Origin of the sequence: Cutibacterium equinum (assembly GCF_028021195.1) — a bacterium.
In the GTDB taxonomy this organism is placed as follows: domain Bacteria; phylum Actinomycetota; class Actinomycetes; order Propionibacteriales; family Propionibacteriaceae; genus Cutibacterium; species Cutibacterium equinum.
This window is the reverse complement of sequence record NZ_CP115668.1, coordinates 2,122,523-2,146,521: the sequence shown is the minus strand read 5'-3', so window position 1 is coordinate 2,146,521 and position 23,999 is coordinate 2,122,523. Positions and strand designations below refer to the sequence as shown.

Sequence of the window (23,999 nt, the reverse complement as noted above, 5' to 3'; positions counted from 1 at the left end):
CCAAGGTTTTGACAACGGTTCAGCCGACGGTGCACCTGCCGGTCGACACCGGGTGGTTGTCGCTGGGCCCAACAGCGCGAATGAACGCGCGGGTCTGGTTGTTCGTCAGCGCGTACCCGGTCTGCGGCTGGCTGGTGGACCTGCCGAAGATCGTGCCGGCGACCTTGCCGTCGGTCGTCAGTAGCGGCCCACCCGAGTTGCCCGGACGCACCGTGGCACGCAGTGAGAGAATCTCGCGCACGACGGTGCCGGTGCCGTAGATGTTCTCGCCGCGGGCCTGGATCGACGGACCCACGGTCGCGGCTCCCAAGGTGTACCCACCATCCAGCGGGAATCCTGCCACGACCGCCGCGTCACCGTTGTTGACGGTCGAGGCCATCGTCAAGGCCGGGGCATCAAGATTCGGAACCGCCAACACCGCCAGATCTACGTCCGGGTCATAGGCGATGACGCTGGCCTGCAGTCGAGCCCCAGTCCCGCCCACCTGCACGGTGACGCCGTCGGACCCCGCGACGACGTGGGCATTCGTCACCACCCGGTGAGGGGAGCTCACCCATCCAGTGCCCTCGGAGGCCCGATCACACTGCGGGGCGCGCGACCTCACCTTGACGATCGATGTGGCTGCCCGCCGCACCGCCTCGGTGGTGACAGCATCGTCGTCGGGGGCCGGCCCCGGCGGCAGCAGGTTGGGGGTGTCGCCGGCAAAGACCTTCGGGAAGGCGTCGGCCGCCTGCCCGACCAGTCGGGTGGCAGCGTCGTTGACCTGTTCCGGGATGACGCGGTTGGTCTGAGTGACGATGGATGACTCGTCGATGGCCCAGGCCCACGACGGTGGCAGGACGGGTGCCAGAGCTGTCGCGGCCACCGTGATGACCAGGGCACTCGCGATGACGTGGAGCACCGCGCCGCCCACACTGTCCACAGTGTCCAACCGCGCTGAGGTGGAGGCATTCCGGAGGCGTCGGGCGATGGTCAGGCAGACGCCCTCGATGATTTTGGCGACGACGAGGATGATGCACGCCCGCGCCGCTCCTTCCGCCAGCCAGGTCCAGTTCTCGTCGAAGAATGCCTCGGCAACGATGCCGGAGATCCACAGACCGGCCCACAGCCCGAGAACCAATCCGGCGACGCTGACCACTGCGACGATGGCTCCGCGCTTCCACCCGGTCATGGCACGCCCGGCGAGGTACACCACGAGAATGGTGTCGAGCACGTTGGACATGGTTCTCCCGTCTGAGGGTCACAGATGACGTGGGAAATACGGCACCTCAATGGTGCCTTCAAAACAGTTCGCAACCAACTTCGGGGCCGTGGTCACATCCGACTTCGCGGAATTCAGGGTTGTTGGTAGCTTGGCGTCATGGGTCAGCACGATGGCGGGAGCGGGGCCATGCCCGCTTGTGACGCGGATTGTGTCCACGACGATCTCGTCATCCTGCTCGACGAGGACGGCAACCACATCGGGACCGCTCCCCGAGCGACCGTTCACAGCCAGCACACCCCACGCCACCTCGCCTTTTCCTGCCATGTCCTGGACGTTGGCGGGCGAGTGCTGCTGACCCGACGGGCCCTGACGAAGGTGGCATGGCCAGGGGTGTGGACGAACACCTGTTGCGGGCATCCGCGGGTCGGCGAGACGATCATCGACGCGGCGATGCGTCGCACCCATCAGGAACTGGGCCTGGACCTTGATCCGCGTCGGATGCGTGTTGTCCTGCCTGACTTCTCCTACCGCGCCACGGATCCTCGCGGCATCGTCGAGGATGAGCTGTGTCCGGTCGTCGTCGCCCAGTTGTCCCTTCCTGAGGAACTTGCCGAACTCAATCCTGACCCTGACGAGGTCGAGGAGATCGCCTGGGTCGGCTGGCAGGACATGTATGGCCTGGCGAAATCGATGCCGGCCCTGCTGAGCCCCTGGGCCGTTGAGCAGATGCTCGATCTCGGTCCGGAACTGCCCGTCGTGCGCTGAGCGTCGATGTCTCACGGCATCGTTGAGGGTTGTCCACCGGCCTCGACGTCTGCTGTGGGAACGACACCGATGTGTTTTCCCCAGCCACGGGGGTTTTCCACAAGAAGCCTGTGGAAAACCCCCGTGGCTGGGATTGGTGACATGTGGATGAACATGCCGAGACGAAGGATCCACCAGGTGGAATTAGTGGACTCAAGAAGACCACAATGATGCTGACGGGGTAGAGGAGGGTTGCTCATGGTCTCGCGAGGCAAGGCTGTCAAGACCGCCATCGCTGGCGTTGTTGGCGTGGCCGTTGTCGGGGTGTCGGTGGCCGCCGCGTGGCCCTCGGACCTGGGACTGAAAGCCGTCCCCGACCATCAGCATGTCGTCTCCAAGTCCACGTCCAAGCCCACCTCCGCCGTGTGGCCGGCGTCTTGGTCCCGTTCCACCGCACCAAACCCCGTCATCACGCAGTCCTCCGCCCCTGCCGTCACAGCACCCGTCGCTCCGACGAATGCGCCAACCCCGAGCCCGTCGGTGTCAAAGGTCGCCCAGCCGACCGGGGTCCTGCTGTCGAAACCTCTCAATGGTCCTGTCACGTCGCCATTCGGCATGAGATTCCACCCCATCCTTCACGTCTGGAAGCTGCACACTGGCGTCGATTTCGGAGCCCCGTGTGGCACCCCGGTGGGGGCGTCCGCACCAGGAAAGGTCATCTTCGCAGGCTATGTCGGCGGGTACGGGAATCGGGTAGAGGTCGATCATGGCGTCATTGCTGGCAAGCACGTCACGACGACCTACAGCCACCTGTCGGTGATCGGCGTGCGGGTGGGACAGCAGGTGGACGTCCACCAGGCCGTTGCCCTGTCCGGGACGACGGGCTACTCAACCGGATGCCACCTGCACTACGAGGTCGTTGTCAACGGGCAGTTCACCGACCCGCTGCCGTGGCTCAACGGCAAGCCTGCTGTGGTGGACCTTGACAAGCTCAAGCCCATCAAGGGAGCGACCGTTCCTGCTGGCGAGTTGCACCATCCTGATCCGGTGCCTCCGACCCCGCATCCGATGGGCACCGCAACCCCGTCGACGAGCCCTTCCAACCCCAGCTCCACGCCGTCGAGAGCCCCCAGCAGACAACCGAGTGCTCCCAGGCCGTCCGCAGCCTCGCCGACCCTTGGCACGTCGCCATCCCCCAGCACTTCGCAGCCTGGAGCGACGACGTCACCGAAGCCGACACCGCGCGAGTCCAAGCCGACACCACGTGAGCCGAACCCTTCGCGGACGTCCTCACCCCCCACCGCGACCAAGATCGCCACTGCGAGCGGTAGCGATTCCGACCACTGACCGCGCCAGGTGCTGGTATCGACGGCCGGGAGTTCGGTTGCGTCCGCCTGAGGTGAGGGAGGTCCTCAGGAGGCCGTTGGTTCCTCGGCCGGGGGTTCTTCCCGAGGCAGGTACATGGTGAACATCGCACCACCGCTGGGAGCCCGTGACGCCTTGATCCAGCCTTGGTGACTGGTGACGGTGTGCGCCACGATTGACAGGCCCAGGCCGGTGCCAGGGGTGTTGCGGGCCTGGTCGGAGCGGTAGAACCGGTCGAAGATGTGTGGCAGGTCCGCCTCGTCGATACCGGGGCCCTCATCGCTGACGACGACGGTGTCATCCTCCATCGTCACCGTCACGGTGCCCCCGACGGGGGAGAATTTCACGGCATTGTCGAGCAGGTTCGTCACAGCCCTTTCGAGGGTCGCCTCGTCACCAAGCATCGGATGGGACTCCAGGTGGACGTTGAACTCCAGGTTCGGGCCGCGTCGTCGCCCTCTCTCGACAGCCTTCGAAACAACATCTGACAAGTCGAAATACTGCGGCCGTGGGGGAGGGGCGTCCTCGCGGGAGAGCTGGACGAGGTCGCCGATGAGACTGGAGAACTCCCCGAGCTGGGCGGCAACGTCGTCAAGGATCTCGCTGCGGGCCTGATCGGGGAGCATGTGGCTGTTCTGGTCGGCGATGAGCAGCTCGACATTGGTGCGCATGGAGGTCAGTGGGGTGCGCAGCTCGTGGGAGGCGTCGGCGATGAGCTGCTTCTGGCGTTCCCGTGAGTTCGACAGGGACGACAGCATGGCATTGAAGGAGACGGCGAGGTCTCCCAGTTCGTCGTGGGAGCGGACCGGAATGGGGCTGAGTTCGTCGGTGTCCGTCACACGATGGACGGCCCGGGAGAGGTCGCGTAGCGGTCGGGTGGCAGAGTTGCCGGCCACATATCCGGCAATGGCCGTCAGCGCGATACCCACCAGGCTGGTGCCCAGCAGGACGATCCACAATGATCCCAGAGTGCCCTTGGTGCCCGTGAGGTCCTGCCCTGCGACGAGGGCGTAGTGCACCCCGTCGGAGGTGAACGGCACTGCGACGATGCGTATCGGAACACCACGGGAGTCGGTGACGGTGCGGGCCTTGACACCCGTGCCAGTACGGGCGACGGCAAGTTCCTGCGCCCCGGTGGTGACGGTGACCTCGGCCCCCGGGGCGGTGGTGACCTGACCGTCGGCCCGCACCAGGATGAGCGTGGTGTTCGTGGCCGCCAGAGAACCGGCTTCCAGCCCGCCGAGGTTCTGAGGGTCGGCGGCGACGCTCGGAGAGATGGTCGTGGCCATCCGTGTCAGCTGCTCGTCCAGCTCGTTGTACAGCGAGATGCGGGTCATGAGCCAGGCAGACAGGGAGGTCAACGCCACCGCAATGACCACGGCAATCGACACCAGGAGGCTGACCCGGCGCCCCATCGTCATGCGACGTGGCAGTGGGCGCCAATTCAGCAGGCTGCGCCACCAACGACGGATCACGAATTCGCTTCCCGCAGCACGTAGCCGACCCCCCGGACGGTGTGGATGAGACGAGGCTCACCATCGTGCTCGGTCTTGCGGCGCAAATATCCGATATACACCTCGAGGGAGTTCGCCGTCGTCGGGAAGTCGAATCCCCACACCTCGTGCAGCAGCCACGAGCGCTCCAACACCTTCTCCGGGTTGTGGAGGAAGACGGTCAACAGGGCGAACTCGGTGCGCGTCAGGCTGATACGACGGTTGCCGCGGGTGACCTCACGGGTGCCTGGGTCCAAGGTGAGATCAGCGAAGGACAATTGCTCGGGGGCCTCGGCGGGCTCCGGCTCAGGGCGGGAACGACGAGTCAGAGCCCGGAGGCGGGCCAGCAGCTCGTCCAGGGCGAAGGGCTTGACCATGTAGTCGTCTGCACCGGCATCCAGGCCGTCCACACGGTCGTCGACGGCGTCGCGGGCGGTGAGGATGAGGATCGGGACGTCGTTGCCGTTGCTGCGCAACATCCGAGTGGCCTCGAGCCCGTCGAGACGCGGCATCATGACGTCCATGATGACGGCGTCAGGATGGTTGCCGGACAGGTGGGCAAGGGCCTCGACGCCGTCAGCAGCACTGTCGACCTCGTAGCCGCTGTACTGCAGGGAGCGAGCGAGGGACTCTCGCACCGCGCGGTCGTCGTCAACGACGAGAATGTGCATGCTCATGGCTTGACGTCCTCCGTCGGGGTGGGGCCAGCGGCTGGCTCTGGTGTGGGCTGGGTCACCGGGTCTGTCGTGGGGGTGGGCTCTGTGGCCGGTTCCGTCGAGGTCGCAGAGTCCTTGGGGAGGGCGGAGTCCTCGGGTACGGGAGAGTCCTCGGGTACGGAGGAGTCCTCGGGTACGGGGGAGTCCTCGGGTACGGGAGAGTCCTCGGGGGCCGGGGTCTGGTCAGCGGCAGGCCTCGCCTCTCGCGTACGGCGTCTTTCCTCGGCGCGCTGCAGGGCCGCCTTCTCGCGTTCTTCCTTGTCATGGGCGGCACGGGTGGCAGCCGCCACCTTGGCCAGACCGTCGAAGCGGGGCTTGTGAGGGGCGGGAGTGGTTTCTGGGGTGATGGAGCGTTGGGAACGTACGAGGACGCCGTTGACGTCGCGGGTGAACCAGCGAACCAGGCCACGTCCCATCACCTCGGTGTGGCCGGTCGAGGCGTCGATGCGCAGGCAGGTGCCTTCGTCGACGGCAACAGCGCTGGACAGCAGGCCGGACTCGACGGCGGAGATGAGGAGGCCGTCGCCAGACAGGGTGTCGTTGTGGGTGGTGACGGTCAGGCTGACCAGGCCAAGACCCTCGACGAAGGTGACCTCCTCGTATCCCTCGGCTCCTGCCGGCTGGCCCACGCGGCGCCCCTGGAGCTGCCAACCTCCGGCCAGAGCGGTGATGCTGGGAGCCATCGCGCCGGCCGAGAAGCCCAGCCACGGCGCACCGCCGCGCACCAGCATCGAGAGTTGCTCAGCGGCTGGTGCCAGACCGTTGATGTAACTGGGGACGGCTCCGCCTCCGACGATGATGCCGGCAAGGGTGTCCAGGCCCTCAGGAAGCTGGAAGGACTCGTTGGTGGCCCACAGTGGGGTGGCAGGATCGCCCATTGTCGGGGCGGTACCCGGACCATCGAGGTGGATGGGGAGGATGTTCGCGTCCGCCCATCGGGAGGTGACGATGTGCGTCAGCTCGGCGAGGTGGTCGGCGGACTCGGAAGCAGGACCGGCCACGACGACCGCAACCGGAGCGTCAGCGTTGTGATGGCGGGCCTGGGAGACGAACTCGTCGTAGACCTCCGCCAGTGAGTCGTCATACCCTCCACCGACCAAGAACAAACTCATGGGGACAGCCTATAGTGCCGGCCCGAGTGGTCTTGGGGGACCAGCGCGATGGCAGGCAACTGGATCAGATCAGAGAGCGCACTTCGGCAACGATTCCGGCCATTGCGGCCTCGATGGCTGCCAGGGTGTCCTCGAATCCGTCGGCCGAGCCGTACCAAGGGTCTGGCAGGGATGTGCCGGGTTTGCAGTTGGGGTCATAGTCACGGATGAGGCGGAGATTGTCGGCCTCAGGTGCCATGCGCTTCATCATCGTGATGTGGCGCGGTTCGGCGGCGATGACGAGATCGGCCGACATGATCTCGGACTCGTCGATCTGGTGGGCCCTGTGGCCCGAGCAGGGGTATCCGTGGGACGTCAGGACTGATGCAGCTCTCGGGTCCATCGGTGAGCCGTGCTCCTCATCGCTGACACCGGCGCTGGTGATGCGGGCCTCCAGGCCCTCGTCGGACAACATCTTCTTGGCAACGAATTCGGCCATCGGGGAACGACAGATGTTTCCCCAGCACACAAAAATGACCGAGGGCGGGTTCTGCTTGCTCACAGGAGTTCCTTCCACAGACGATGGGTCCAGTCTGCCTGAGGTGGGCAGGGGCGTGGTTCCGGTGGACAGCGATGACGCGAGGGCGGGGTCGGCTGACAATCGGTGTCTGTTGTATCGAATCGCAGACTGGCGCCTCAACCTGCAATATCCTCGAACCATGAATCCCTGAGTGAGGAACACCACACCCGCGCCCTTCGCGGACCGACCAGCCCATCGACCATCTCGCCGGGAGATTCATGCCCACCATGACGTCAGAACACAGCAGCCAGGCCACCGAGGCCGGGATCAGCGACGAAGTTCGCACCCTTTATGCCGACGCACTGACCCGCGAACCGGCCCTCGCCCCACCCCCGTCGAACGGCAGTCGACTCGCCAACCTGTGGCGGGCCCGCACCTACATGCGTCCCTACCTTGGCCGGTTCGTCACCATGGTGGTCTTCGCCTTCCTCTCGACGATCGCCGGCATCGTCACCCCGCTGCTGACCCGACGCATCATTGACGGCCCGGTCGCCCACTCCGACCACCGTGGTCTGTGGGTGCTGGGCACCGCCGCGATTGGGGTCGGCGTCGTCGAGGCCCTCTTCATGTTCCTGCGCCGTTGGGTCGTCGCGCGGGCCACCTTGGGCGTCGAGGCCGGCATTCGGCTGGACATGTACGCCAAGTTGCAGCGCCTACCGCTGGGTTTCCACACCCAGTGGGAGTCGGGTCAGTTGCTCAGCCGCATCATGAACGACCTCTCGACGCTGCGCCGCTTCATCGCATTCGGCCTGTTGTTCATCATCATGAACACCTTCCAGATCGTCGTCGTGACGATCTTGTTGCTGCGGATGTACTGGCCGCTGGGCGTCGTCGTGCTGGTCTCGGCGGTCCCGATCGTCTGGTTGTGCCTGTGGAACGAGCGCCGTTACGTCAAAATCTCCCGCACCATCCAGGATCAGACCGGCGACGTCGCCTCAGCCGTCGAGGAATCGGTCCATGGGCTGCGTGTCATCAAGGCTTTCGGCCGGTCTGAGCACGTGTACGAGGGGTTTGACGCCAAGGCGACCACCCTGTGGCAGACCAGCCTGAACCGGGTGAAATTGGTCTCGGCCTTCTGGACCTTCCTCGAGGCCATCCCGACCCTCACCCTCATCGTCGTGTTGGCCATCGGCGCCTACGCCGCAGCGCACGGTCACCTCACCTTGGGAACCCTGGTCGCCTTCATCACCCTGATGCTCAGCCTCATCTGGCCGATCTCCTCGCTGGGATTCCTGCTGTCGATGACCCAGGACGCCATGACGGCTTCCGACCGCATCACCGAGATCTTCGACGCCCCCGAGACCATCCACGACGGGCCGCGTCGCCTCGACGACCCGCAGGGCGAACTCATCTTCGACGACGTCTCCTTCCACTACCCCGACTCTGACGAGGACGTGCTGCGTCACGTCAACCTCACCATCGCTCCCGGCGAGACGATCGCCCTGGTTGGCGGCACCGGATCGGGCAAGACGACCCTGACGGCCCTCGTCCCGAGGCTGGCCGACGTCACCGATGGCGCGATCCGTATCGACGGGGTCGATGTGCGCGACCTCGAGGTCGAGAACCTGCGCAGCATCGTCGCCACCGCCTTCGAGGACGCCACCTTGTTCTCGATGAGCGTCCGGGAAAACCTCACCCTCGGCCGGCCCGAGGCCACCGAGGAGGAGATCGCACAGGCCATAGACGTTGCTCAGGCCGGGTTCGTCTGGGACCTCCCGTGGGGTCTGGACACCCGCATCGGCGAACAAGGGATGAGCCTGTCGGGGGGTCAGCGGCAGCGTCTGGCCCTGGCGCGCGCGGTACTGGTCAACCCGCGCATTCTCGTCCTCGATGACACCCTCTCGGCCCTGGACATGAACACCGAGGCCCTTGTTGAGGCAGCCCTGAAGCGGGTCCTCGTCGGGGTGACGGGAATCGTCGTCGCCCACCGAGCCTCCACCGTCCTGCTGGCCGACCGGGTCGCCCTGCTGCAGGAGGGGACGATCACCCACGTTGGCACGCACTCGCAACTGCTGGCGAGCGTCCCGGAGTACCGGGAGTTGTTGAGCGCCGACTATGACGCCGAGCAGGGGATGTCCGGCGAGTATGTGGCGAACACGGGAAAGGAGGCCGATCGTGACTGACGAGGTGGCAGAAGGCGATAGGACTCCCGAGAAGACCACCGCCGACCAGAAGCGCTCAGCACAGGACAAGCGCTCCGCTGAGGCCAAGGGCACCGATGAGGCCACGCGCACCGCCGATGACTGGCGCGGCGTCGCCAACGAGGAGGCCAACGAGGTTTCCGTCAAGGCTGCCGGCCTGCTCAAGGCTCGCTCCCGGGCGTTGTTGTGGGACCTTCTCAAGCCCTACAAGACCGTGGTCTGGGTGTTGCTGGCGGCCATTGTCGTGGAGAACATCGCCCGCCTCGCCTCCCCGGCCCTGGTTCGCCGCGGCATCGACCTGGGTATCCCGCCTCTCATGCACGGCGGTTCGGCGCACAACCTCGTTGTCACCGTCATCACCATGCTCATCGTCCTGGTGATCCAGGTGACGACTCGTATCTACTTCCTGCGGGTGTCTGGACGCATTGGTCAAGACGTGCTGCTCGAGCTGCGACGCCGGGTGTTTCGTCACTTCCAGGGTCTCGATGTCGCCTTCCACGACACGTACACCTCGGGGCGTGTCGTTTCCCGCATGACCAGCGACATCGACGCCATCGCCGAGCTCATGGGAGAGGGGTTCGACGGTCTTGTCTCGGCCCTGCTCACCCTCATCGGCACCGGGGTCATGCTGCTCGTCATGGACTGGCGGCTGGGCCTCATCTGCCTGGCCTCGCTGTTCTTCGTGTCCCTGCTGGTGAAGTGGTTTTCGGCGGAGTCGAGCCGTACCTTCCGCAAGGTCCGCAACGCCTCGGCCCAGGTCATCATTCAGTTCACCGAGACGATGACCGGCATCAAGGCGGTCCAGGCTTACCGCCGCGAGCCGCGCAACCAGGAGATCTTCACCGAGCTGGCCGACCAGTACCGCGGCATCAACGTCCGGGCGATGCGGCTCTTCGCGATCTTCATGCCGGGCATCACCTTGATCGGCAACATGACCATCGGCCTCATGCTGCTCGTCGGCGGTTACTTCGCCCTGCGCGGCTGGACGACGATCGGCGTTCTGACGGCCTTCCTGCTGTACCTGCGACAATTCTTCGAGCCCCTCAAGGACATCGGCCAGTTCTACAACACCTTCCAGTCGGCTTCTTCGGCACTGGAGAAGTTGTCGGGAGTGCTCGAACAGGAATCGGAGGTTGCGGAGCCGGCACACCCCGCCCAGCTCACGACGGCCGACGGAGCGGTGGATTTTGACCACGTCACCTTTGGGTACAACTCCGAGCATGAGGTGCTTCCTGACCTCGACCTGCACATTCCTGCCGGCCAGACGGTCGCCCTGGTGGGGACGACGGGTGCCGGCAAGACGACCATCGCCAAGCTCATCTCGCGCTTCCACGACCCGGTGCGCGGGCAGGTGCGTCTTGACGGCCACGACCTGCGGGAACTGTCGGACGCCGACCTGCGTCGGGCGGTGACGATGGTGACCCAGGAGAACTTCATCTTCGCCGGCACCATCGCCGACAACATCTCCTTCGGACGCCCCGACGCCACCCGCGAGGAGGTTGAGGCCGCTGCCCGAGCTGTCGGCGCGGACGGGTTCATCCGCGCCCTGCCCGAGGGCTACGACACCGACGTCTCCCAGCGCGGGGGACGCCTGTCGGCCGGCCAGCGTCAGTTGGTGGCCTTTGCCCGGGCCTTCCTGGCCGATCCCGCGGTGCTCATCCTCGACGAGGCGACGTCGTCCCTGGACATCCCCTCGGAGCGTCTGGTGCAGCGAGCCCTGCGCACGATCCTGGCCGACCGGACTGCCGTCATCATCGCCCATCGCCTGTCGACGGTGGAGATCGCCGACCGGGTGCTCGTGTTGGAACACGGCCAGATTCAGGAGGATGGCTCCCCGGCCGAGCTGGAAGCCCGGGGTGGACGCTACGCCGAGCTCCACCAGGCTTGGCAGAAGTCCCTCGCCTGAGCGGCCAACCAGGTCGGCGGACCCTCGGTCCTGGAGGCGGTAGGTTGCGTCGGCCTCGCTGCCCGTGTGTGGTGTTCGCGATTGTGATGGGGGGTGCTGCTACGCGAGGTGGCAGCACCCACGGTCATAACCGGTATTTCCACCAGGTCGGCGGACCCCGATCCCGCCTCGGCTGACCCCAGGCACACAACAACCCCGGCCCAGGGAAATCCTGGGCCGGGGTTGTTTGCGTGAGGTTGTGGCGATCCTCAGATCAGACGCCGGTGCTCGGCAGGCCGGGCTTGCCGTGGCCGGAGCCATCGACAGATCCGGGGGTTCCCGGCTTGACGCTGTGGCCGGGGGTTGCCGAATGACCGGGCTTCGGGGTCACGACGCCGCCAGGCTCAGCGCCGGCGGGAACCGACAGCTCGGCGGCGAAGCGCACCGTGGTGCCCGACTCCGGGAAGGTGAAGACGATGGTGGCATCACCGCTGACCAGACCCTTGTCGGTCGGCACCTTGACGGTCACCGAGGACGAGCCGTCCTTGACCGGGGCGGCGGCGACGTCGACGGCCTTGTCGCCCTGAACGATCTGAGTCTTCATCGTCTTGTTGACGACGGCGCCCTTCGAGGTGAAGTCGACGGTGTCGGGGGCAACAGCCTTGTCGGCCGGCTTGCCGACGGTGAAGATGGCCTCCTTGGACATGTCGTCCTTGAGGGAGGTCGTCAGGGAGACGGCACGCTTGGCGAAGTCAGGCGTGAGGTTCTTCTGAGCCTTGATCCAGTCGACCCAGGCGGACAGGTCGATCTTGCCGGTGTCGATCGGCTTGGATCCCTTGGCGAGCTCGGTGAAGTTGTCACCACCGGCGATGAGGAAGGAGCCCGAACCCACGGTGTAGGTGCCCTTGGGATCGATCGGCTTGCCGTTGATCCAGATGGCGGTGATGCGGTCGCCCTCCTTGCGGGACTCGTCGTAGGTGTAGGTGACGTTCTTGGAGACGCCGAGCTGCAGGTAGGGACGCGACGGGACCTTGCCGTCTGTGTCGCGCTGCCACTGCTGCTCCAGCACCGTCTTGAACTGGGCGCCGGTGATCTTGGTGGTCATCAGCGTGTTGGCGAAGGGGAGCACCTGGGCGGCCTGCTTGTAGGTGATGTCCTTCTCGAGCAGGGAAGCGCGAGTGCCACCAGGGTTCTGCAGACCGATGAAGTTCGGGTCGTCCTTGCCGAGGGTGTCCTTGAACATGTCGGCGACCATGTTGGACATCGTCGACTCACGGTCACGGACGTTGGCGGCGAAGTTCTGGTCTTCCTTGTTCGACGGGGTGGTGATCGGGGCGTCCTCGTGCCCGATCACCTCGGCGCCGACCTCATCCGACTTGGCCTTGGCGTCCTCGTAGATCGAGGTGACCTTGGCGATGGTCGGATCATCGGCCGGGGTCTCGGCCGGGTCGATGATCGCGGCGTCCAGCGAGCACAGCTTCTTGTGCTCGGAGTCCCAGGCCACCGTCACCTTGGCCAGGTGCTCGCCGTAGGAACCGGCCTGCAGCAGCGGGGCGCCGGCCTTGTCCTTCCACGAGTACACCTGGTGGGTGTGGCCGGTGAAAACCATGTCGACGTCGGCGGAGGTGTCGGCGTAGATCGGAGCGAAGTTTCCGCCCTGGCTGGCCGGATCGGCAGAGCCGTCAGCAGCACCGTCGTGGTACTCGGCGACGACGATGTCGGCCAGGCCCTCGCTCTTGAGGCGCTTGGCCTCGGCGTTGACGGCCTTGACCGGGTCACCGATGGTGAGGTTGGCGATGCCGGCGGGGGAGACCAGGGAGGGGAGGTCCGAGGTGACGGCACCAATGACGCCGATGCGCACACCATTCTTGACGATGACGGTCGACGCCTTGAGAGGAGCGGCCACCGTGGTCGGGCCCTTCTCGTAGACGTTGGCACCCAGGTAGGGGCTCTTGGTGGTGTGCGGAATGATGCGCTCGGCGAGATCCTTCCAGCCCTTGTCGAACTCGTGGTTGCCGACGGCATTGGCCTCGACGCCGACGGCGTCCAGCATGGCGATGGTCGGCTCGTCATTGAGGGAGCCGGACTCGAAGGTTGAACCACCGACGTTGTCGCCGTCGCTGAGCAGCAGGACGTTGTCGTCGCCGTTGGCATTGCGAGCCTCGACGACGGGGGTGAAGAGGTTGGCACCCTTGGCGATGCGGCCGTGGAAGTCGTTGAAGTTGAAGATGTCGACGTTCGTGTCGACCGCGCACATCTCGGCTGGGTTGGAGGATGTGGACGGGGCGTCACTTGCGCTCGGTGCGGCGGAAGCCGGGTTGGCGATGAGGCTGCCACCCATCCCGGCCACGCACAGCACCGACAAGCCGACGACGCGGGCCTGGTGTCGGTGATTCATGGGTTCTCCCTGGAGTCGTCCGAGTATTCGTGTGTGCCCGAAGGCATACATGAATAGGGTCACCGATTTTTGGCTGGGCCCGCAAGGGTCGGGAGGAACTTCGCCATGAGGAATTCACCTTGCTGATACTTTCAGCGGGCGTACTAATGGTAGCCTTACCGAACTCACAGCCTTGGCAGTCCCTCGGCGGGAACTCCCTCGGGCAGCTCGCCATGGTAGCCCGGTGGCACGTAGGCACACGACGGGTCGGAGGCCAGGTAGTCCCCGGTCATGGCGTAGGCCGTCGAGCGCGATCCACCACAGAAGTGGTTGAAGTTGCAGGCTCCGCACTTGCCGGAGAACCCATTCGGGTTGCGTAGTCCCTGGAACGCCGGGGAGTTCCGGTAGATCTCGGGGAAGGGTTTGTCCTTGATCGACCCGCAGTGGATCGGCAGGAATCCCGACGGGTAGACGTCCCCGGTGTGGTCGATGAAGGCGAATCCGGACCCGGAATTGATGGCCAGCGGGGTGCGCGGTGGGCGCGGGTCCTCGATGGCCTCGCCGAGGAGGTTGTTCGTCTCGCGGGTCAGCCACTCGTAGAGCTCGCCGTGGCGAACCGGACGCTCCTTGCCCTGACGGACGGCCTCGCGCTGGAAGGCGATGCGTCGGTATTGCGGGGCCTCGGTCGTCTTGACGGCGATGCGCGTGGAATTGTCGTGCAACCAGTACAGGACGTCCTCGCGCTCCAGCGGGGACAGCATGTCGAGCTGGGCCCCGCGTCCGGTGGGCACCAGCATGAACGTGTAGAACATGAACGCCCCCAGATCAATGGCGTTCTTGAGCATCTGCGGTGCCTCGTGGATGTTCTTGGCGGTGAAGACCGTGTTGAGCTGGAACTTCATTCCCATCTCGCGCAGCATGTGGCAGGCCTCGACGGTGCGCTCGAAGGTTCCCGGGAAGCCACGGAAGGCGTCGTGGGTTGACGCCGAGCCGCCGTCCAGGGACATCGACATCATCGAGACCCCGGCGTCCTGCACGGCCTTGACCCGATCGTAGGTGAACAGCGGGGTCACCGAGGGTGAGATCGACACGTGCAGGCCCTTGCTGACGCCGTACTCAATGAGGTCCACGAGGTCAGGCCGCTCGAAACAGTCACCACCGGTGAGGATGAGCATCGGGTAGGGGCGCTCATAGCTGGTCAGCTGGTCGATGAGTTCGTGGCCCTGGGCGTTCGTCAGCTGGCCGGGAGCGGCGTGGTGTTGAGCCTCGGCACGGCAGTGCTGGCAGACCAGGGCACAAGCGCGGGTGACTTCCCAGATGACGATGAAGGGCTTGTCGTTGAGGTCGTGCTTGATCTCGCGGACGAGCGGGCCGTGGCCGGGGTGACCGCCGGGATGACCTCCCGGGTGTCCGCCAGGATGCCCTCCGGGATGGCCTGCGGACGCACCTGGGTGACCCGAAGACGCACCTGGGTGTCCCGCGGACGCACCTGGGTGGCCGGGCTGCATCGGTTGGGCGGAATGGTCAGTCGTGGTGGTCACTTGTCCTCCTCCGAGGTGATCTGACGGGCAAGACGTCGGCCGGCGACGATCGCGGTACCGACTCCGGCCCCGTCGATCCCGGCCCCGCCGACGTGGAGCCCGGTGTTGTCCAGGATGGTGGCGAGCTTGCCCATGCGCTCCCGGTGACCTGGGGCTGGCTGCGGCATCGCGCCACGGTGACGTTCGATGACGTGGTCGTGGGGGTGGATGGCCAATCCCAGGCGTCCCAGTTCTGCCACGGTCATGGCAACGAGGTCGTCGTCGCACAGGTCGTCGATGGGTGTTCCACCTTGACGACCTATGGCGATCCGGAGAGTGGTCTCGGGCAGGCGCCATTTCGTCGAGAGGTTCGTCACCTGGCGAATCAGTGGGGACCACGCCGAACCGATGAACCACGTCTGAGCCGTGGCGATCGGGTGATCCACCGGATCAGTGCGCACGACGAGCGTGGCAACTGTGGTGCTCTCACACTGCGACAGCAGGTCTGAGGCCTCCGGGTGGGCCAGGGACAGCAGGGCCGACGTGACCCTGGCTGGCGTGGCGATGATGACCTCATCGGCGGCAACCGCTCCGATCCCGCGTGGACCGGTGACGTCGACGACCCATTCGTGGCCAACCCGTCGGATCCCCGTGGCACGGGTGTTGGTATGGACGGTGAGGCCCTCAGCCAGCGCCTCGGGTAGCGTCACCAACCCGTGTTGCCACGTTGCGGTGGCAGGGGTGCCAGGCCCGGAGCGTTGCCGACGATGACGGATACGCGACCACGTCGCGGCGGCGTTGCGCTTGAGGGTTCCGGCGACGATGGAATCACCCTTCTTGACCGTCTGTCCCAAGGCTGGGGCCGCCATCGCAAGGGAGAAGGTGTCGATGTCGGCGGCGTGGATGCCACCCAGCAGGGGATCGACGACGGCCCGGCCGACCTCGTCACCAAAACGTTGCGAGATGAACTGCCCGACGCTGACGTCGTCAGGGTGCGGGTGGGTATTGAACGGTTCCAGACCAGCCCGCAGCAGACCGACGGGGGAGAGGATCCGCGAGGCGATGGTCGGCAGGAACTTCGTGGGCCCGACGGGGGTCACCCCGGCCGGCATCTCGACGACCCCGCGTCGGCTCGACAACAGGGTGCGCCCGGGGGCGGGGTGGCGCATCGAGTCCGTCAGCCCCAGTTCGGACACCAGATCGGAGACTCCGGGGGCGCGTAGCGGCACGGCCTCGGCTCCCATGTCGACGATGTCGGAGCCAAGCCGACGAGACCTCACCTGTCCGCCGACGCATTGTCCTGCTTCCAGGACGACAACTCGGCAACCGTGGCCCCGCAGCTGGTGTGCGGCCGTCAGACCTGTCATCCCGGCACCGATGATCGCCACTGTTTTGCTCACCAGTTGAGCGTACGCAAGCGCCTGTGAGAGTCAACTACCGGGGTCGCAACCGGGGACAACCTACGGAACGGTAACCTCGTGGTCATTGGCTCCCTGTGAAACGGTGAGTTCTGCTTGGAACTGGACTCCTCGGCGTTCAGAATGAAGTACGGAACATTCGACCAGGAGGAAGATGTGACCGAGACCTTTAGTGCTGACGAGGGTGATACGGACCCGTTCATCCCGCCGGCAACACACCATCCCGTCAATCGTCCCGATCCTGCAATGGTGCGGATTCTCGACGACAAGGGACACTTCACCCCCCACCCGGATTTCCCTGTCAATGTCGACGACGAGGATCTCGTCAAGGCCCTCGAGATGATGGTCATGACCCGGCGTCTGGACGTCGAGAGCACCGCCTTGCAGCGTCACGGGGAGCTCGGCCTGTGGCCCCCGCACATGGGCCAGGAGGCCACTCAGGCTGGCGCGTGGCTGGCATTGGGTGACCACGACCAAGTTTTCCCGACCTACCGCGAGCAGGGTTTGGCCCACGCGATGGGGGTCAGCGTCGCTGACATCCTCGACTCGTGGAATGGCAATGCCCACTGTGCCTGGGACACCGTCGCCACTCACTTCAGCGCCTACCCGGTGATGATCGGGTCGGGCACTCTGCATGCCGTCGGTTATGCCATGGGTATTCAGCGTGACGTCGAGGCCGGTGGCGCCCCTGCTGCCGCGCTGGATTTCCACGGTGACGGGGCCATGAGCGAGGGAGACACCAACGAGGCCTACGTGTTCGCCGCCTCGATGAACGCACCCGTGGTGTTCGTGTGCGTCAACAATCAATGGGCCATCTCCGAGCCGACGACGGTGCAGTCCCCGACCTCCCTGTTCCGTCGCGCGATCGGTTTCGGCATCCCGGCCGTGCAGGTGGACGGAAACGACGTCGTCGCCATGACAGCCGTACTACGAACCGCCCTCGACCACGCCCGTCGTGGCAAGGGGCCGGTCTTCGTCGAGGCGTGGACGTATCGGATGGGCGCTCACACCACCACCGACGACCCCACCCGTTACCGCAGCGCCGACGAGGAGGCGACGTGGGGGAAAACCGACCCCATCGTCAGGCTGCGGACCTACCTGCAGGATCGCGGGGTCATTGACGAGGAATGGCTTGACGGTCTGGCCGAGCGCGAGGAGGCCTTCGGGGCCGAGGTTCGCGCTGCTGTTCACGAGAACCCTGTGCCCGTCATGGCAGAGCTCATGTCGGACGTGTACGCCGAGCCGACCCCTGACGTCCTTGCTGACGCCGAGGAGATCGCCTCGTGGGAGGAGGACAACTGATGAGCGAGAACTCACAGAGCGCGCGCCCGCAGGGGGAGACGACCCTGGCCAAGGCCCTCAATGCCGGTCTGGCCGACGCCTTGGCTGCTGACGACCACGTGGTGATCATGGGAGAGGACGTCGGGACCCTCGGCGGTGTCTTCCGCATCACTGATGGTCTCAAAGCACAATTTGGCGGGCGTCGGGTCATCGACTCCCCGCTGGCGGAGTCGGGCATCGTCGGAACCGCCATCGGCATGGCCATGCGCGGGTACCGCCCCTGCGTCGAGTTGCAGTTTGACGGCTTCAGCGCTCCGGCCTTCGACCAGATCGTCTCTCAGTTGGCCAGGTATCGCGCCCGTGTGGGCGGACGGTGGTCCCTGCCGGTGACGATCCGTATTCCGTTCGGCGGTGGCGTCGGCTCCCCGGAACACCACTCGGAGTCCCCGGAGGGGTTTTACGCGACCACCCCGGGCCTCAAGGTGGTCAGCTGCTCCAACCCCGACGACGCTTACTGGATGTTGCGCCAGGCCATCGAGAGCCCGGACCCGGTGATTTTCTTCGAGCCGAAGCGTCGGTACTACACCCGTGGTGAGGTCTCCGAGACCCCTGAACGTGCCCTTCACGAGGCGCGCATCGTCCGTCCCGGAACTGATGCCACCCTGCTGTGCTACGGACCCCTCGTCGAGACCTGCCTGGATGCAGCCGAGGAGGCTGCCCACGAGGGCCACGAGCTTGAGGTCGTCGACCTGCGCAGCCTGTCCCCGCTCGACATGGAGACGGTCTATGAGTCGGTGCGGCGCACGACGCGGGCGATCATCGTTCAGGAGGCGCCTCGCACCCAGGGCATCGGAGCGGAGATCGCGGCCCGTCTGGGCGAGGAGCTCTACTACGTCATGGAGGCCCCGGTGCTGCGCGTGACCGGATGGTCGACCCCATACCCGCCGGCCAAGGCCGAGGGTGAGCACATCCCCGACGTCGACCGCATCATTGACGCCGTTGACCGATCCCTGGCCTACTGACCCCCTCCTTGCGACACTGATCGAGGTATTCACGTGAAGAACTACTCCATGCCTGACCCGGGCGAAGGGCTCACCGAGGGAGAGGTCGTCTCCTGGCAGGTATCTGTCGGCGACACCGTCAAGATCAACGACGTGCTGTGCGAGGTCGAGACGGCCAAGTCGATCGTCGAACTGCCCAGTCCCTTCGCTGGAACCGTGGCGAAGTTGTGGGCTGAGCCTGGCGAGACGGTCGCGGTCGGGGAGCCTTTGGTGACGATCGACGACGGTTCTGACGATCAGCGTGAGGATGAACCGGAGTTCCTCGTCGGCCACGTCACTCAGGATTCTGGACGTCGGCGTCGTCGTCGCAGCGGTGCCGCAGTGTCGGCGCAGCGGGCGCCCGAAAAGACCTCGACGGATGTCCCTGCGCCGGCACCTGAAAAGAAGGCAGACGTCGAGCCTGTTGTCGAGCAGCAGTCGTCGGGGATCCAGCAGCCCGCCCGCCAGGATCCGCCACGCATGGACCGCACCGAGCATGTTCTCGCCAAGCCCCCGGCTCGACGCCTGGCTGCCGACCTCGGTATTGACCTGTCGAGTGTGACGGGTACCGGCCCGCAGGGGGCAGTGACCAGGAGTGACGTCAAGGCGGCTGCCGAGGCTGGGCAGGGCGGTGCTCGTGATGCCGGAGTCGGCGCTGGTGACGCGGAGTTCGCGGCCTTGTCGGTGACGGCTCGTCGTCTCCTCGGTGGTGCTCCGACCGAACCTGACGGCCACACCCGCAAGGTGCCGGTGCATGGGGTACGCAAGGTGACAGCGAAGGCCATGAAGGACTCGCTGGATACCAAGGCCCTCGTGACGGCCTTCCTCACCTGTGACGTCACCCCGACGATGGAGTTGGTCGATCGGCTGCGTGCTGATCGTCGTTTCAAGGGGCTGCGCGTCTCCCCGCTGACGGTCTGGTGCAAGGCGGTGTGTCTGGCGATGGGACGCACCCCGGTTGTCAATGCCCGCTGGGATGACGCCACCGAACAGATCGTCTTCCGCGACCAGATCAACCTCGGTATCGCCGCCGCCACCCCGCGTGGCCTCATGGTGCCGGTGGTGCGTAACGCCCAGGACATGACGATGCTCGAGCTGGCGGAGGAGATCACCCGCATCGTCGCCATCGCCAAGGAGGGGAAGCTCCAGCCCGCCGACTACACCGACGGCACCTTCTCGATCACCAATGTTGGGGTGTTCGGCCTTGACGCCGGGACTCCGGTCGTCAATCGAACAGAGTCGGCGATCCTCGTTCTCGGTGCCATTGCGCGTCGTCCGTGGGTCGTCGGGACCGGTGACGACGAGAGGGTCGTGCCCAGGTGGGTGACGACGATGAGTCTCGGCTTCGACCACCGACTCATTGACGGCGAGGAGGGCTCGACCTTCCTCCACGACGTTGCGGAGATTCTCTCGGACCCGGCCTCGGCAATGCTGTACTGATCGACCTTCGCCACTGGCCGAGGATGCCAGTGCGGTGTTTTCACCGCGGACGAGGTTGTTTTTCGGGCGTGATCGTCTCGCGCCGTGGCGCCGGTTGTGTGCATCGCTGTGGTCGGAATACCGGTCCTTGTCAACGAGAATCTCTTTGCCAACACCGGGTATGGCTCGGTGGCCTTCGCGTGGTCCATGGACATGGCAGAGCCGAGTGGCAACCACACCGCCACGGCCTCGGCCGTGACCATGCGCACCATCTTCTTTTGCATCGTCTTCGTCTCGTGCATCCTGGCTGCCAGCCGTTGGTCCACGGTTCGCTCCGGCGGTTTTACGTGGCGTCGGGTGGTGCCATGTGTGGCCCTGGTCGCCCCACCGCTCATCATCGCTGCCCTGGGGGTCGTCATGCCAGTGCCGTTGTTCCGCGATGCGCCACTGGCCTTCGAGTGTTCGTCACACGAAGACGTACGGGTGTGCGTCATGCCGCCACATCGCAGTCTCGCCTTGTCCTACGCGCAACCCGTTCAGCGCGTCGTGTCCGTCATGCCGCCTAGACCTCAGTGCGGGGTTTGGCGAGACGTCGTCACAGGTTGCTGACGGGAGCGCCCTCGTGGCCTCGTCCTCATCCCAATCGGCGGACCGAGCAACCGTGGCTCCCGGCGGGTGGCGGCTGGAGTTCTCGTGTCCGCCAGAAGCGTTGTACGAGCGGCTCCGCTAGCATTTGCAGCGCTGGGGCAAGGCACATGACGCGAGAACGTTGCCCGTTGTCAAGCATGTGCGTGGCGACCTACCGGCCGCTACAGGGGGGCGGTGATCGCCACCGTGTCGAGAGCTGGAGCTTCGACGTCGCATCGGCTCAGCTGCGAAGGTCGAGCCCCACCGGGGCGGCCGACGAAACGCCCGTCGTCCACCTCTCGGTGGTGGAGGCTGATGCCCGGATTCCTTGGATCCGGCTCCTCGCCACCGAGATGGTATCCATATCCCCTCCGTCCCCGACGGGTCGTGTTCTGCCGATATCGAAGTCTTGCTGCAGCGAGACCACGCAGCGATCAGCGTTGTTTCCTGCACCCACTTAGCCTCATGATGGATCTGTTCCCTTCGCCCTCACAGGAGAGAAAATGAGCCAAGGTTCACCCCTAGTGGTACGTGATCAGGTCAATCAAGACCTGGTATACATGCCTATGGACGCGGCAACCGCACGAGAGATTGCGGATGATTGGAAATACCCGCCTCCTTATGATTTCTATGACATGACGGCGGATCCCGGGGATTATCGTGAATTCGTTACTCCCGAGCTGTGGCCGGAATTCTTCCTTCAAGTGCGGCAGGCCGGTCAACTTATCGGTTTCCTTTCCGGAGCTTTTCCGGAAGGGGGCGATGGTTTGGAGATTGGGCTAGGGATGCGCCCCGACCTTACCGGCGCCGGTTTGGGGCGGAACTTCATGAGGTGCAATTTGGCGAGGATTCGCCAGGAATACCCAGGCGTGGAGATTCGCCTGTCGGTCGCGTCATTTAATCTGCGGGGCATCAAGGTGTATGAGGCCAGTGGGTTCAAAGTTATTCGCTACTTCAAGCAGGTGACCAATGGCGGGGAATACGACTTCGTCGAGATGAAGCTCGGCGGGTGAAGCATCACTCGATCCCATCCATGGCGGACCGTAAGCTAGTGAAGAGAGATGTATGACTACCACACCCAGAATTCCGAAAAGTGTGTTTTGGCGGGTAGCCGCAACCTCCGGCCTCGGAGAGCTCTCGCAGGGGGTGGCCGACGTTGCCCTGCCACTCATCGCGGTGGGCGCCCTTGGCGCAACTGGATGGCAGGCGAGCGCCGTGACCGCGGCCGAGTCCGCGGGATTGGTCCTTTTCGGGCTCTTCGCGGGCGTAGTTGCCGATCGTCACAATCGAGTATCCGTCATCACGGCCGCCAACGTGCTGCGCGCCGTGGCGTTCCTCGCGCTGCCGATAGGGGGGCTCTTTCAAGTAGTGAGCATTCCTACCTGACTTGTTGCATTGGCTTAGTGCCCCGCATCGGACTCGATCGCGTTGATGATGGCGCGGGCCTCGGGTGTGGTCTGGGGCTTGATGGTGTGAAGCGAGCCGTTGATCTCCAGGGTCGCTGAGTGTAGTGGGGCGAGGGTATGGACGATCCGTTTGACCGACAGGCCGGTGACCTGTCGTAGGTAACGCGAGACTGCCAGGGCGGCGAATGCCGTGGTCAGGTGGGCCTCGATGGAGTCAGAGAGCCGGTGGAAGATGGGCCGGGCCCGCAGGTCGGACTTGGCCATGCGGAAGGAGTCCTCGACGTGCCAGAGGTCGTGGTAGGCCCCGATTACCTGGACCGGAGTCATCACCGATACTGGAATATTGGTCACGTATCCCTTCAACCCGACCAGTTGGCGGGCCCGGTCGATCGCCTTGTGATCCAAGGACAAGCCGTTCGCCGATGCGCTGACGAACCGTGGCTTGCGGGCCGGTCTGTCACCGTCGACCACGGCTTTGGCGCGGTTCTCCTGAGCCGTCAATGTGGCCGAGTCCCGCACGGCCCGTTTGCGGGAGTACTGCCAGACCGCCCGCCAGCTATCGGTGGACCCGGCTGGATCCCAGACCGGCTCGGCCCGTCTGCTGCGAGGGTGGCAGGTCTTCCTCCTCGCTGTGCGGGGTGTGATCGTGTCGATGATCTGCCCGTCATCGAAGGCCGTGCCGTTCCAGTGGAAATGGCCGGCCAGGTCGCTGGGGGCCTTTACCGACCGGGATCCCACGATGAACCGCAGACCCGCACCGTCCAGGGCCTCCAGATTGGAGGCCGACAGCATGCCGGCGTCTGCGACCACCACCATGTCGGCGATCTCGTGGGCCGACCGGTAGGCCTCAACAATCGGGATCAGGGTCGTGGTCTCGGCCTTGTTGCCGGGAAAACAGCCAATCTGGAGGGGAAAGCCCCAGCGGTCCACGAGGAGCCCGACCACGATCTGGGGATCAACCCGGCGTTCCTTCGAATAGCCGACCTTGCGCAGACTGTCCTCGTTCTCAGCCTCGAAGTACAGGGTGGTCAGGTCATAGAGCACCAGAGTCACCTCCCCGCCACCGGCCGAGTACCGGTGGCAGGCATCGGTGATCACGGCACGGTAGTCGCGGTCCTGGGCACGAGCCAGGTGCCGGTAGATCGTGGTGTGATGCGGCGGGTCCTGACCCAAACCGGTCAGGACCCGCCCGACAGCCAGTTTCGAGGTGGGTTCGACGATCCAGGCCACAACGACCTGCTCGAACACCTGATCGGCAACCGCGTCGAATCCCAGGCGGCGATAGGCCCTGTCCAGCACAGACCACAACAGGTCCGAGGCCGTCGAGACGACCTGCGCAGGCCTGGCAAGCGCTGAACTCTCATGGCGTCCAGAGTCCTCACCGGTCAACCTGTCCTGGACCACGGGCTCGGTGAACGACTCCTCGACCGCAACCGGGATCTCCACGCCCAGGTCCAAGGGCTCCTGGCCGCTCAACTGCTCGATCCTGGCCCGGGCAGTGGTCTTGAGTACCGCCAGTTCCTCGTCACTGTGAGCCGAGCCCACATGCTCCACGATGATGCGCCTGCCCCGTCGCTTCTCAGCGATCTGGACCGCCACCGCACCCGAACTCGTGCGGACCGTCCGGACATAGGTCATGACCCCCACAATACGGCCCCCAGGACCGTCTTAGTGACCCAAAACAGCCACGAT

At 65.2% G+C, this 23,999-nt stretch carries 18 protein-coding genes and 1 pseudogene; 9 read left to right on the top strand and 10 right to left on the bottom strand.

Annotation, left to right across the window (positions count from 1 at the left end):
• Positions 1-19: 19 nt before the first annotated feature.
• Together O6R08_RS09765 and O6R08_RS09760 are read right to left on the bottom strand one after the other, a co-directional pair.
• Positions 20-1,222 carry a MarP family serine protease gene (locus tag O6R08_RS09765; protein WP_271417936.1) on the bottom strand — a complete coding sequence of 401 codons (1,203 nt, stop codon included), beginning with the start codon at positions 1,220-1,222 and terminating at the stop codon, positions 20-22.
• 18 nt (positions 1,223-1,240) lie between these two features.
• Positions 1,241-1,528 carry a hypothetical protein gene (locus O6R08_RS09760; RefSeq protein ID WP_271419408.1) on the bottom strand — a complete coding sequence of 96 codons (288 nt, stop codon included), beginning with the start codon at positions 1,526-1,528 and terminating at the stop codon, positions 1,241-1,243.
• Here O6R08_RS09760 and idi point away from each other — a divergent pair.
• The gene (gene idi / locus O6R08_RS09755) at positions 1,433-1,969 is read left to right on the top strand and encodes an isopentenyl-diphosphate Delta-isomerase (protein WP_271419358.1); all 537 of its coding nucleotides are present in this window, start codon (positions 1,433-1,435) and stop codon (positions 1,967-1,969) included. The two genes, O6R08_RS09760 and idi, sit on opposite strands and share 96 nt — an antisense overlap.
• A gap of 237 nt (positions 1,970-2,206) precedes the next feature.
• The gene (locus O6R08_RS09750; RefSeq protein ID WP_271417935.1) at positions 2,207-3,295 is read left to right on the top strand and encodes a M23 family metallopeptidase; all 1,089 of its coding nucleotides are present in this window, start codon (positions 2,207-2,209) and stop codon (positions 3,293-3,295) included.
• Positions 3,296-3,360: 65 nt separating this feature from the next.
• Here the strand turns inward: O6R08_RS09750 and O6R08_RS09745 are convergent, their stop codons facing one another.
• The 4 genes from O6R08_RS09745 to O6R08_RS09730 form a co-directional block, all read right to left on the bottom strand.
• The gene (locus O6R08_RS09745) at positions 3,361-4,734 is read right to left on the bottom strand and encodes a HAMP domain-containing sensor histidine kinase (RefSeq protein WP_271419357.1); all 1,374 of its coding nucleotides are present in this window, start codon (positions 4,732-4,734) and stop codon (positions 3,361-3,363) included.
• Positions 4,735-4,784: 50 nt separating this feature from the next.
• Positions 4,785-5,477, bottom strand: a complete 693-nt coding sequence (locus O6R08_RS09740) for a response regulator transcription factor (protein WP_271419356.1) — start codon at positions 5,475-5,477, stop codon at positions 4,785-4,787.
• 2 nt (positions 5,478-5,479) lie between these two features.
• Entirely contained in the window at positions 5,480-6,634 is a 1,155-nt protein-coding gene (locus tag O6R08_RS09735) for a cyanophycinase (protein WP_271417934.1), read from the bottom strand.
• A 64-nt stretch (positions 6,635-6,698) separates the two neighbouring features.
• The gene (locus O6R08_RS09730; protein WP_456298775.1) at positions 6,699-7,175 is read right to left on the bottom strand and encodes a low molecular weight protein-tyrosine-phosphatase; all 477 of its coding nucleotides are present in this window, start codon (positions 7,173-7,175) and stop codon (positions 6,699-6,701) included.
• A 236-nt stretch (positions 7,176-7,411) separates the two neighbouring features.
• Between O6R08_RS09730 and O6R08_RS09725 the strand changes: the two genes are divergently transcribed.
• Positions 7,412-9,316, top strand: a complete 1,905-nt coding sequence (locus O6R08_RS09725) for an ABC transporter ATP-binding protein (RefSeq protein ID WP_271417933.1) — start codon at positions 7,412-7,414, stop codon at positions 9,314-9,316.
• Positions 9,309-11,240: an ABC transporter ATP-binding protein gene (locus O6R08_RS09720; protein ID WP_271417932.1), complete on the top strand. Its 1,932-nt coding sequence runs from the start codon at positions 9,309-9,311 to the stop codon at positions 11,238-11,240. Before O6R08_RS09725 ends, O6R08_RS09720 begins: the two co-directional genes overlap by 8 nt.
• Positions 11,241-11,493: 253 nt before the next feature.
• Here the strand turns inward: O6R08_RS09720 and O6R08_RS11345 are convergent, their stop codons facing one another.
• From O6R08_RS11345 to hemG, 3 genes are all read right to left on the bottom strand, one after another.
• A complete protein-coding gene (locus O6R08_RS11345; protein ID WP_333907892.1) occupies positions 11,494-13,617 on the bottom strand; it encodes a bifunctional metallophosphatase/5'-nucleotidase in 2,124 nt (707 codons plus the stop codon).
• A gap of 164 nt (positions 13,618-13,781) precedes the next feature.
• Positions 13,782-15,137: a TIGR04053 family radical SAM/SPASM domain-containing protein gene (locus O6R08_RS09705; RefSeq protein ID WP_271417931.1), complete on the bottom strand. Its 1,356-nt coding sequence runs from the start codon at positions 15,135-15,137 to the stop codon at positions 13,782-13,784.
• On the bottom strand, positions 15,134-16,483 hold the full coding sequence (gene hemG / locus O6R08_RS09700) for a protoporphyrinogen oxidase (protein ID WP_271419353.1): 1,350 nt from the start codon (positions 16,481-16,483) through the stop codon (positions 15,134-15,136). The genes O6R08_RS09705 and hemG overlap by 4 nt, the downstream gene beginning before the upstream one ends.
• A gap of 297 nt (positions 16,484-16,780) precedes the next feature.
• On the opposite strand from hemG, the gene pdhA reads away from it, so the two are divergent.
• The 5 genes and pseudogenes from pdhA to O6R08_RS09675 all read left to right on the top strand — a co-directional run bounded on the left by pdhA (position 16,781) and on the right by O6R08_RS09675 (position 21,914).
• The gene (gene pdhA, locus O6R08_RS09695; protein ID WP_271419352.1) at positions 16,781-17,836 is read left to right on the top strand and encodes a pyruvate dehydrogenase (acetyl-transferring) E1 component subunit alpha; all 1,056 of its coding nucleotides are present in this window, start codon (positions 16,781-16,783) and stop codon (positions 17,834-17,836) included.
• Positions 17,836-18,837, top strand: a complete 1,002-nt coding sequence (locus O6R08_RS09690) for an alpha-ketoacid dehydrogenase subunit beta (protein WP_271417930.1) — start codon at positions 17,836-17,838, stop codon at positions 18,835-18,837. The genes pdhA and O6R08_RS09690 overlap by 1 nt, the downstream gene beginning before the upstream one ends.
• A gap of 48 nt (positions 18,838-18,885) precedes the next feature.
• Positions 18,886-20,295: a dihydrolipoamide acetyltransferase family protein gene (locus tag O6R08_RS09685; protein ID WP_271419351.1), complete on the top strand. Its 1,410-nt coding sequence runs from the start codon at positions 18,886-18,888 to the stop codon at positions 20,293-20,295.
• An 84-nt stretch (positions 20,296-20,379) separates the two neighbouring features.
• Positions 20,380-20,838: pseudogene (locus O6R08_RS09680) on the top strand (ABC transporter permease); the annotation flags it as partial.
• A 566-nt stretch (positions 20,839-21,404) separates the two neighbouring features.
• Positions 21,405-21,914, top strand: a complete 510-nt coding sequence (locus O6R08_RS09675) for a GNAT family N-acetyltransferase (RefSeq protein WP_016666486.1) — start codon at positions 21,405-21,407, stop codon at positions 21,912-21,914.
• 387 nt (positions 21,915-22,301) lie between these two features.
• On the opposite strand, the gene O6R08_RS09670 is transcribed toward O6R08_RS09675, so the two are convergent.
• Positions 22,302-23,945 (bottom strand): IS1634 family transposase, encoded by a 1,644-nt coding sequence (locus O6R08_RS09670; protein ID WP_271417929.1) that lies wholly within the window; start codon positions 23,943-23,945, stop codon positions 22,302-22,304.
• Between the last annotated feature and the right edge of the window lie 54 nt (positions 23,946-23,999).

Excerpts from the sequence above, each read along its gene's own strand:
- O6R08_RS11345 (WP_333907892.1), bottom strand. The coding sequence starts at position 13,617 with ATGAATCACCGACACCAGGCCCGCGTCGTCGGCTTGTCGGTGCTGTGC.
- O6R08_RS09690 (WP_271417930.1), top strand. The coding sequence starts at position 17,836 with ATGAGCGAGAACTCACAGAGCGCGCGCCCGCAGGGGGAGACGACCCTG.
- O6R08_RS09740 (WP_271419356.1), bottom strand. The coding sequence starts at position 5,477 with ATGCACATTCTCGTCGTTGACGACGACCGCGCGGTGCGAGAGTCCCTC.
- hemG (WP_271419353.1), bottom strand. The coding sequence starts at position 16,483 with ATGACAGGTCTGACGGCCGCACACCAGCTGCGGGGCCACGGTTGCCGA.
- O6R08_RS09745 (WP_271419357.1), bottom strand. The coding sequence starts at position 4,734 with ATGACGATGGGGCGCCGGGTCAGCCTCCTGGTGTCGATTGCCGTGGTC.
- pdhA (WP_271419352.1), top strand. The coding sequence starts at position 16,781 with ATGGTGCGGATTCTCGACGACAAGGGACACTTCACCCCCCACCCGGAT.
- O6R08_RS09685 (WP_271419351.1), top strand. The coding sequence starts at position 18,886 with ATGCCTGACCCGGGCGAAGGGCTCACCGAGGGAGAGGTCGTCTCCTGG.
- O6R08_RS09750 (WP_271417935.1), top strand. The coding sequence starts at position 2,207 with ATGGTCTCGCGAGGCAAGGCTGTCAAGACCGCCATCGCTGGCGTTGTT.
- O6R08_RS09765 (WP_271417936.1), bottom strand. The coding sequence starts at position 1,222 with ATGTCCAACGTGCTCGACACCATTCTCGTGGTGTACCTCGCCGGGCGT.
- O6R08_RS09670 (WP_271417929.1), bottom strand. The coding sequence starts at position 23,945 with ATGACCTATGTCCGGACGGTCCGCACGAGTTCGGGTGCGGTGGCGGTC.
- O6R08_RS09760 (WP_271419408.1), bottom strand. The coding sequence starts at position 1,528 with ATGGCAGGAAAAGGCGAGGTGGCGTGGGGTGTGCTGGCTGTGAACGGT.
- O6R08_RS09735 (WP_271417934.1), bottom strand. The coding sequence starts at position 6,634 with ATGAGTTTGTTCTTGGTCGGTGGAGGGTATGACGACTCACTGGCGGAG.
- O6R08_RS09675 (WP_016666486.1), top strand. The coding sequence starts at position 21,405 with ATGAGCCAAGGTTCACCCCTAGTGGTACGTGATCAGGTCAATCAAGAC.
- O6R08_RS09725 (WP_271417933.1), top strand. The coding sequence starts at position 7,412 with ATGCCCACCATGACGTCAGAACACAGCAGCCAGGCCACCGAGGCCGGG.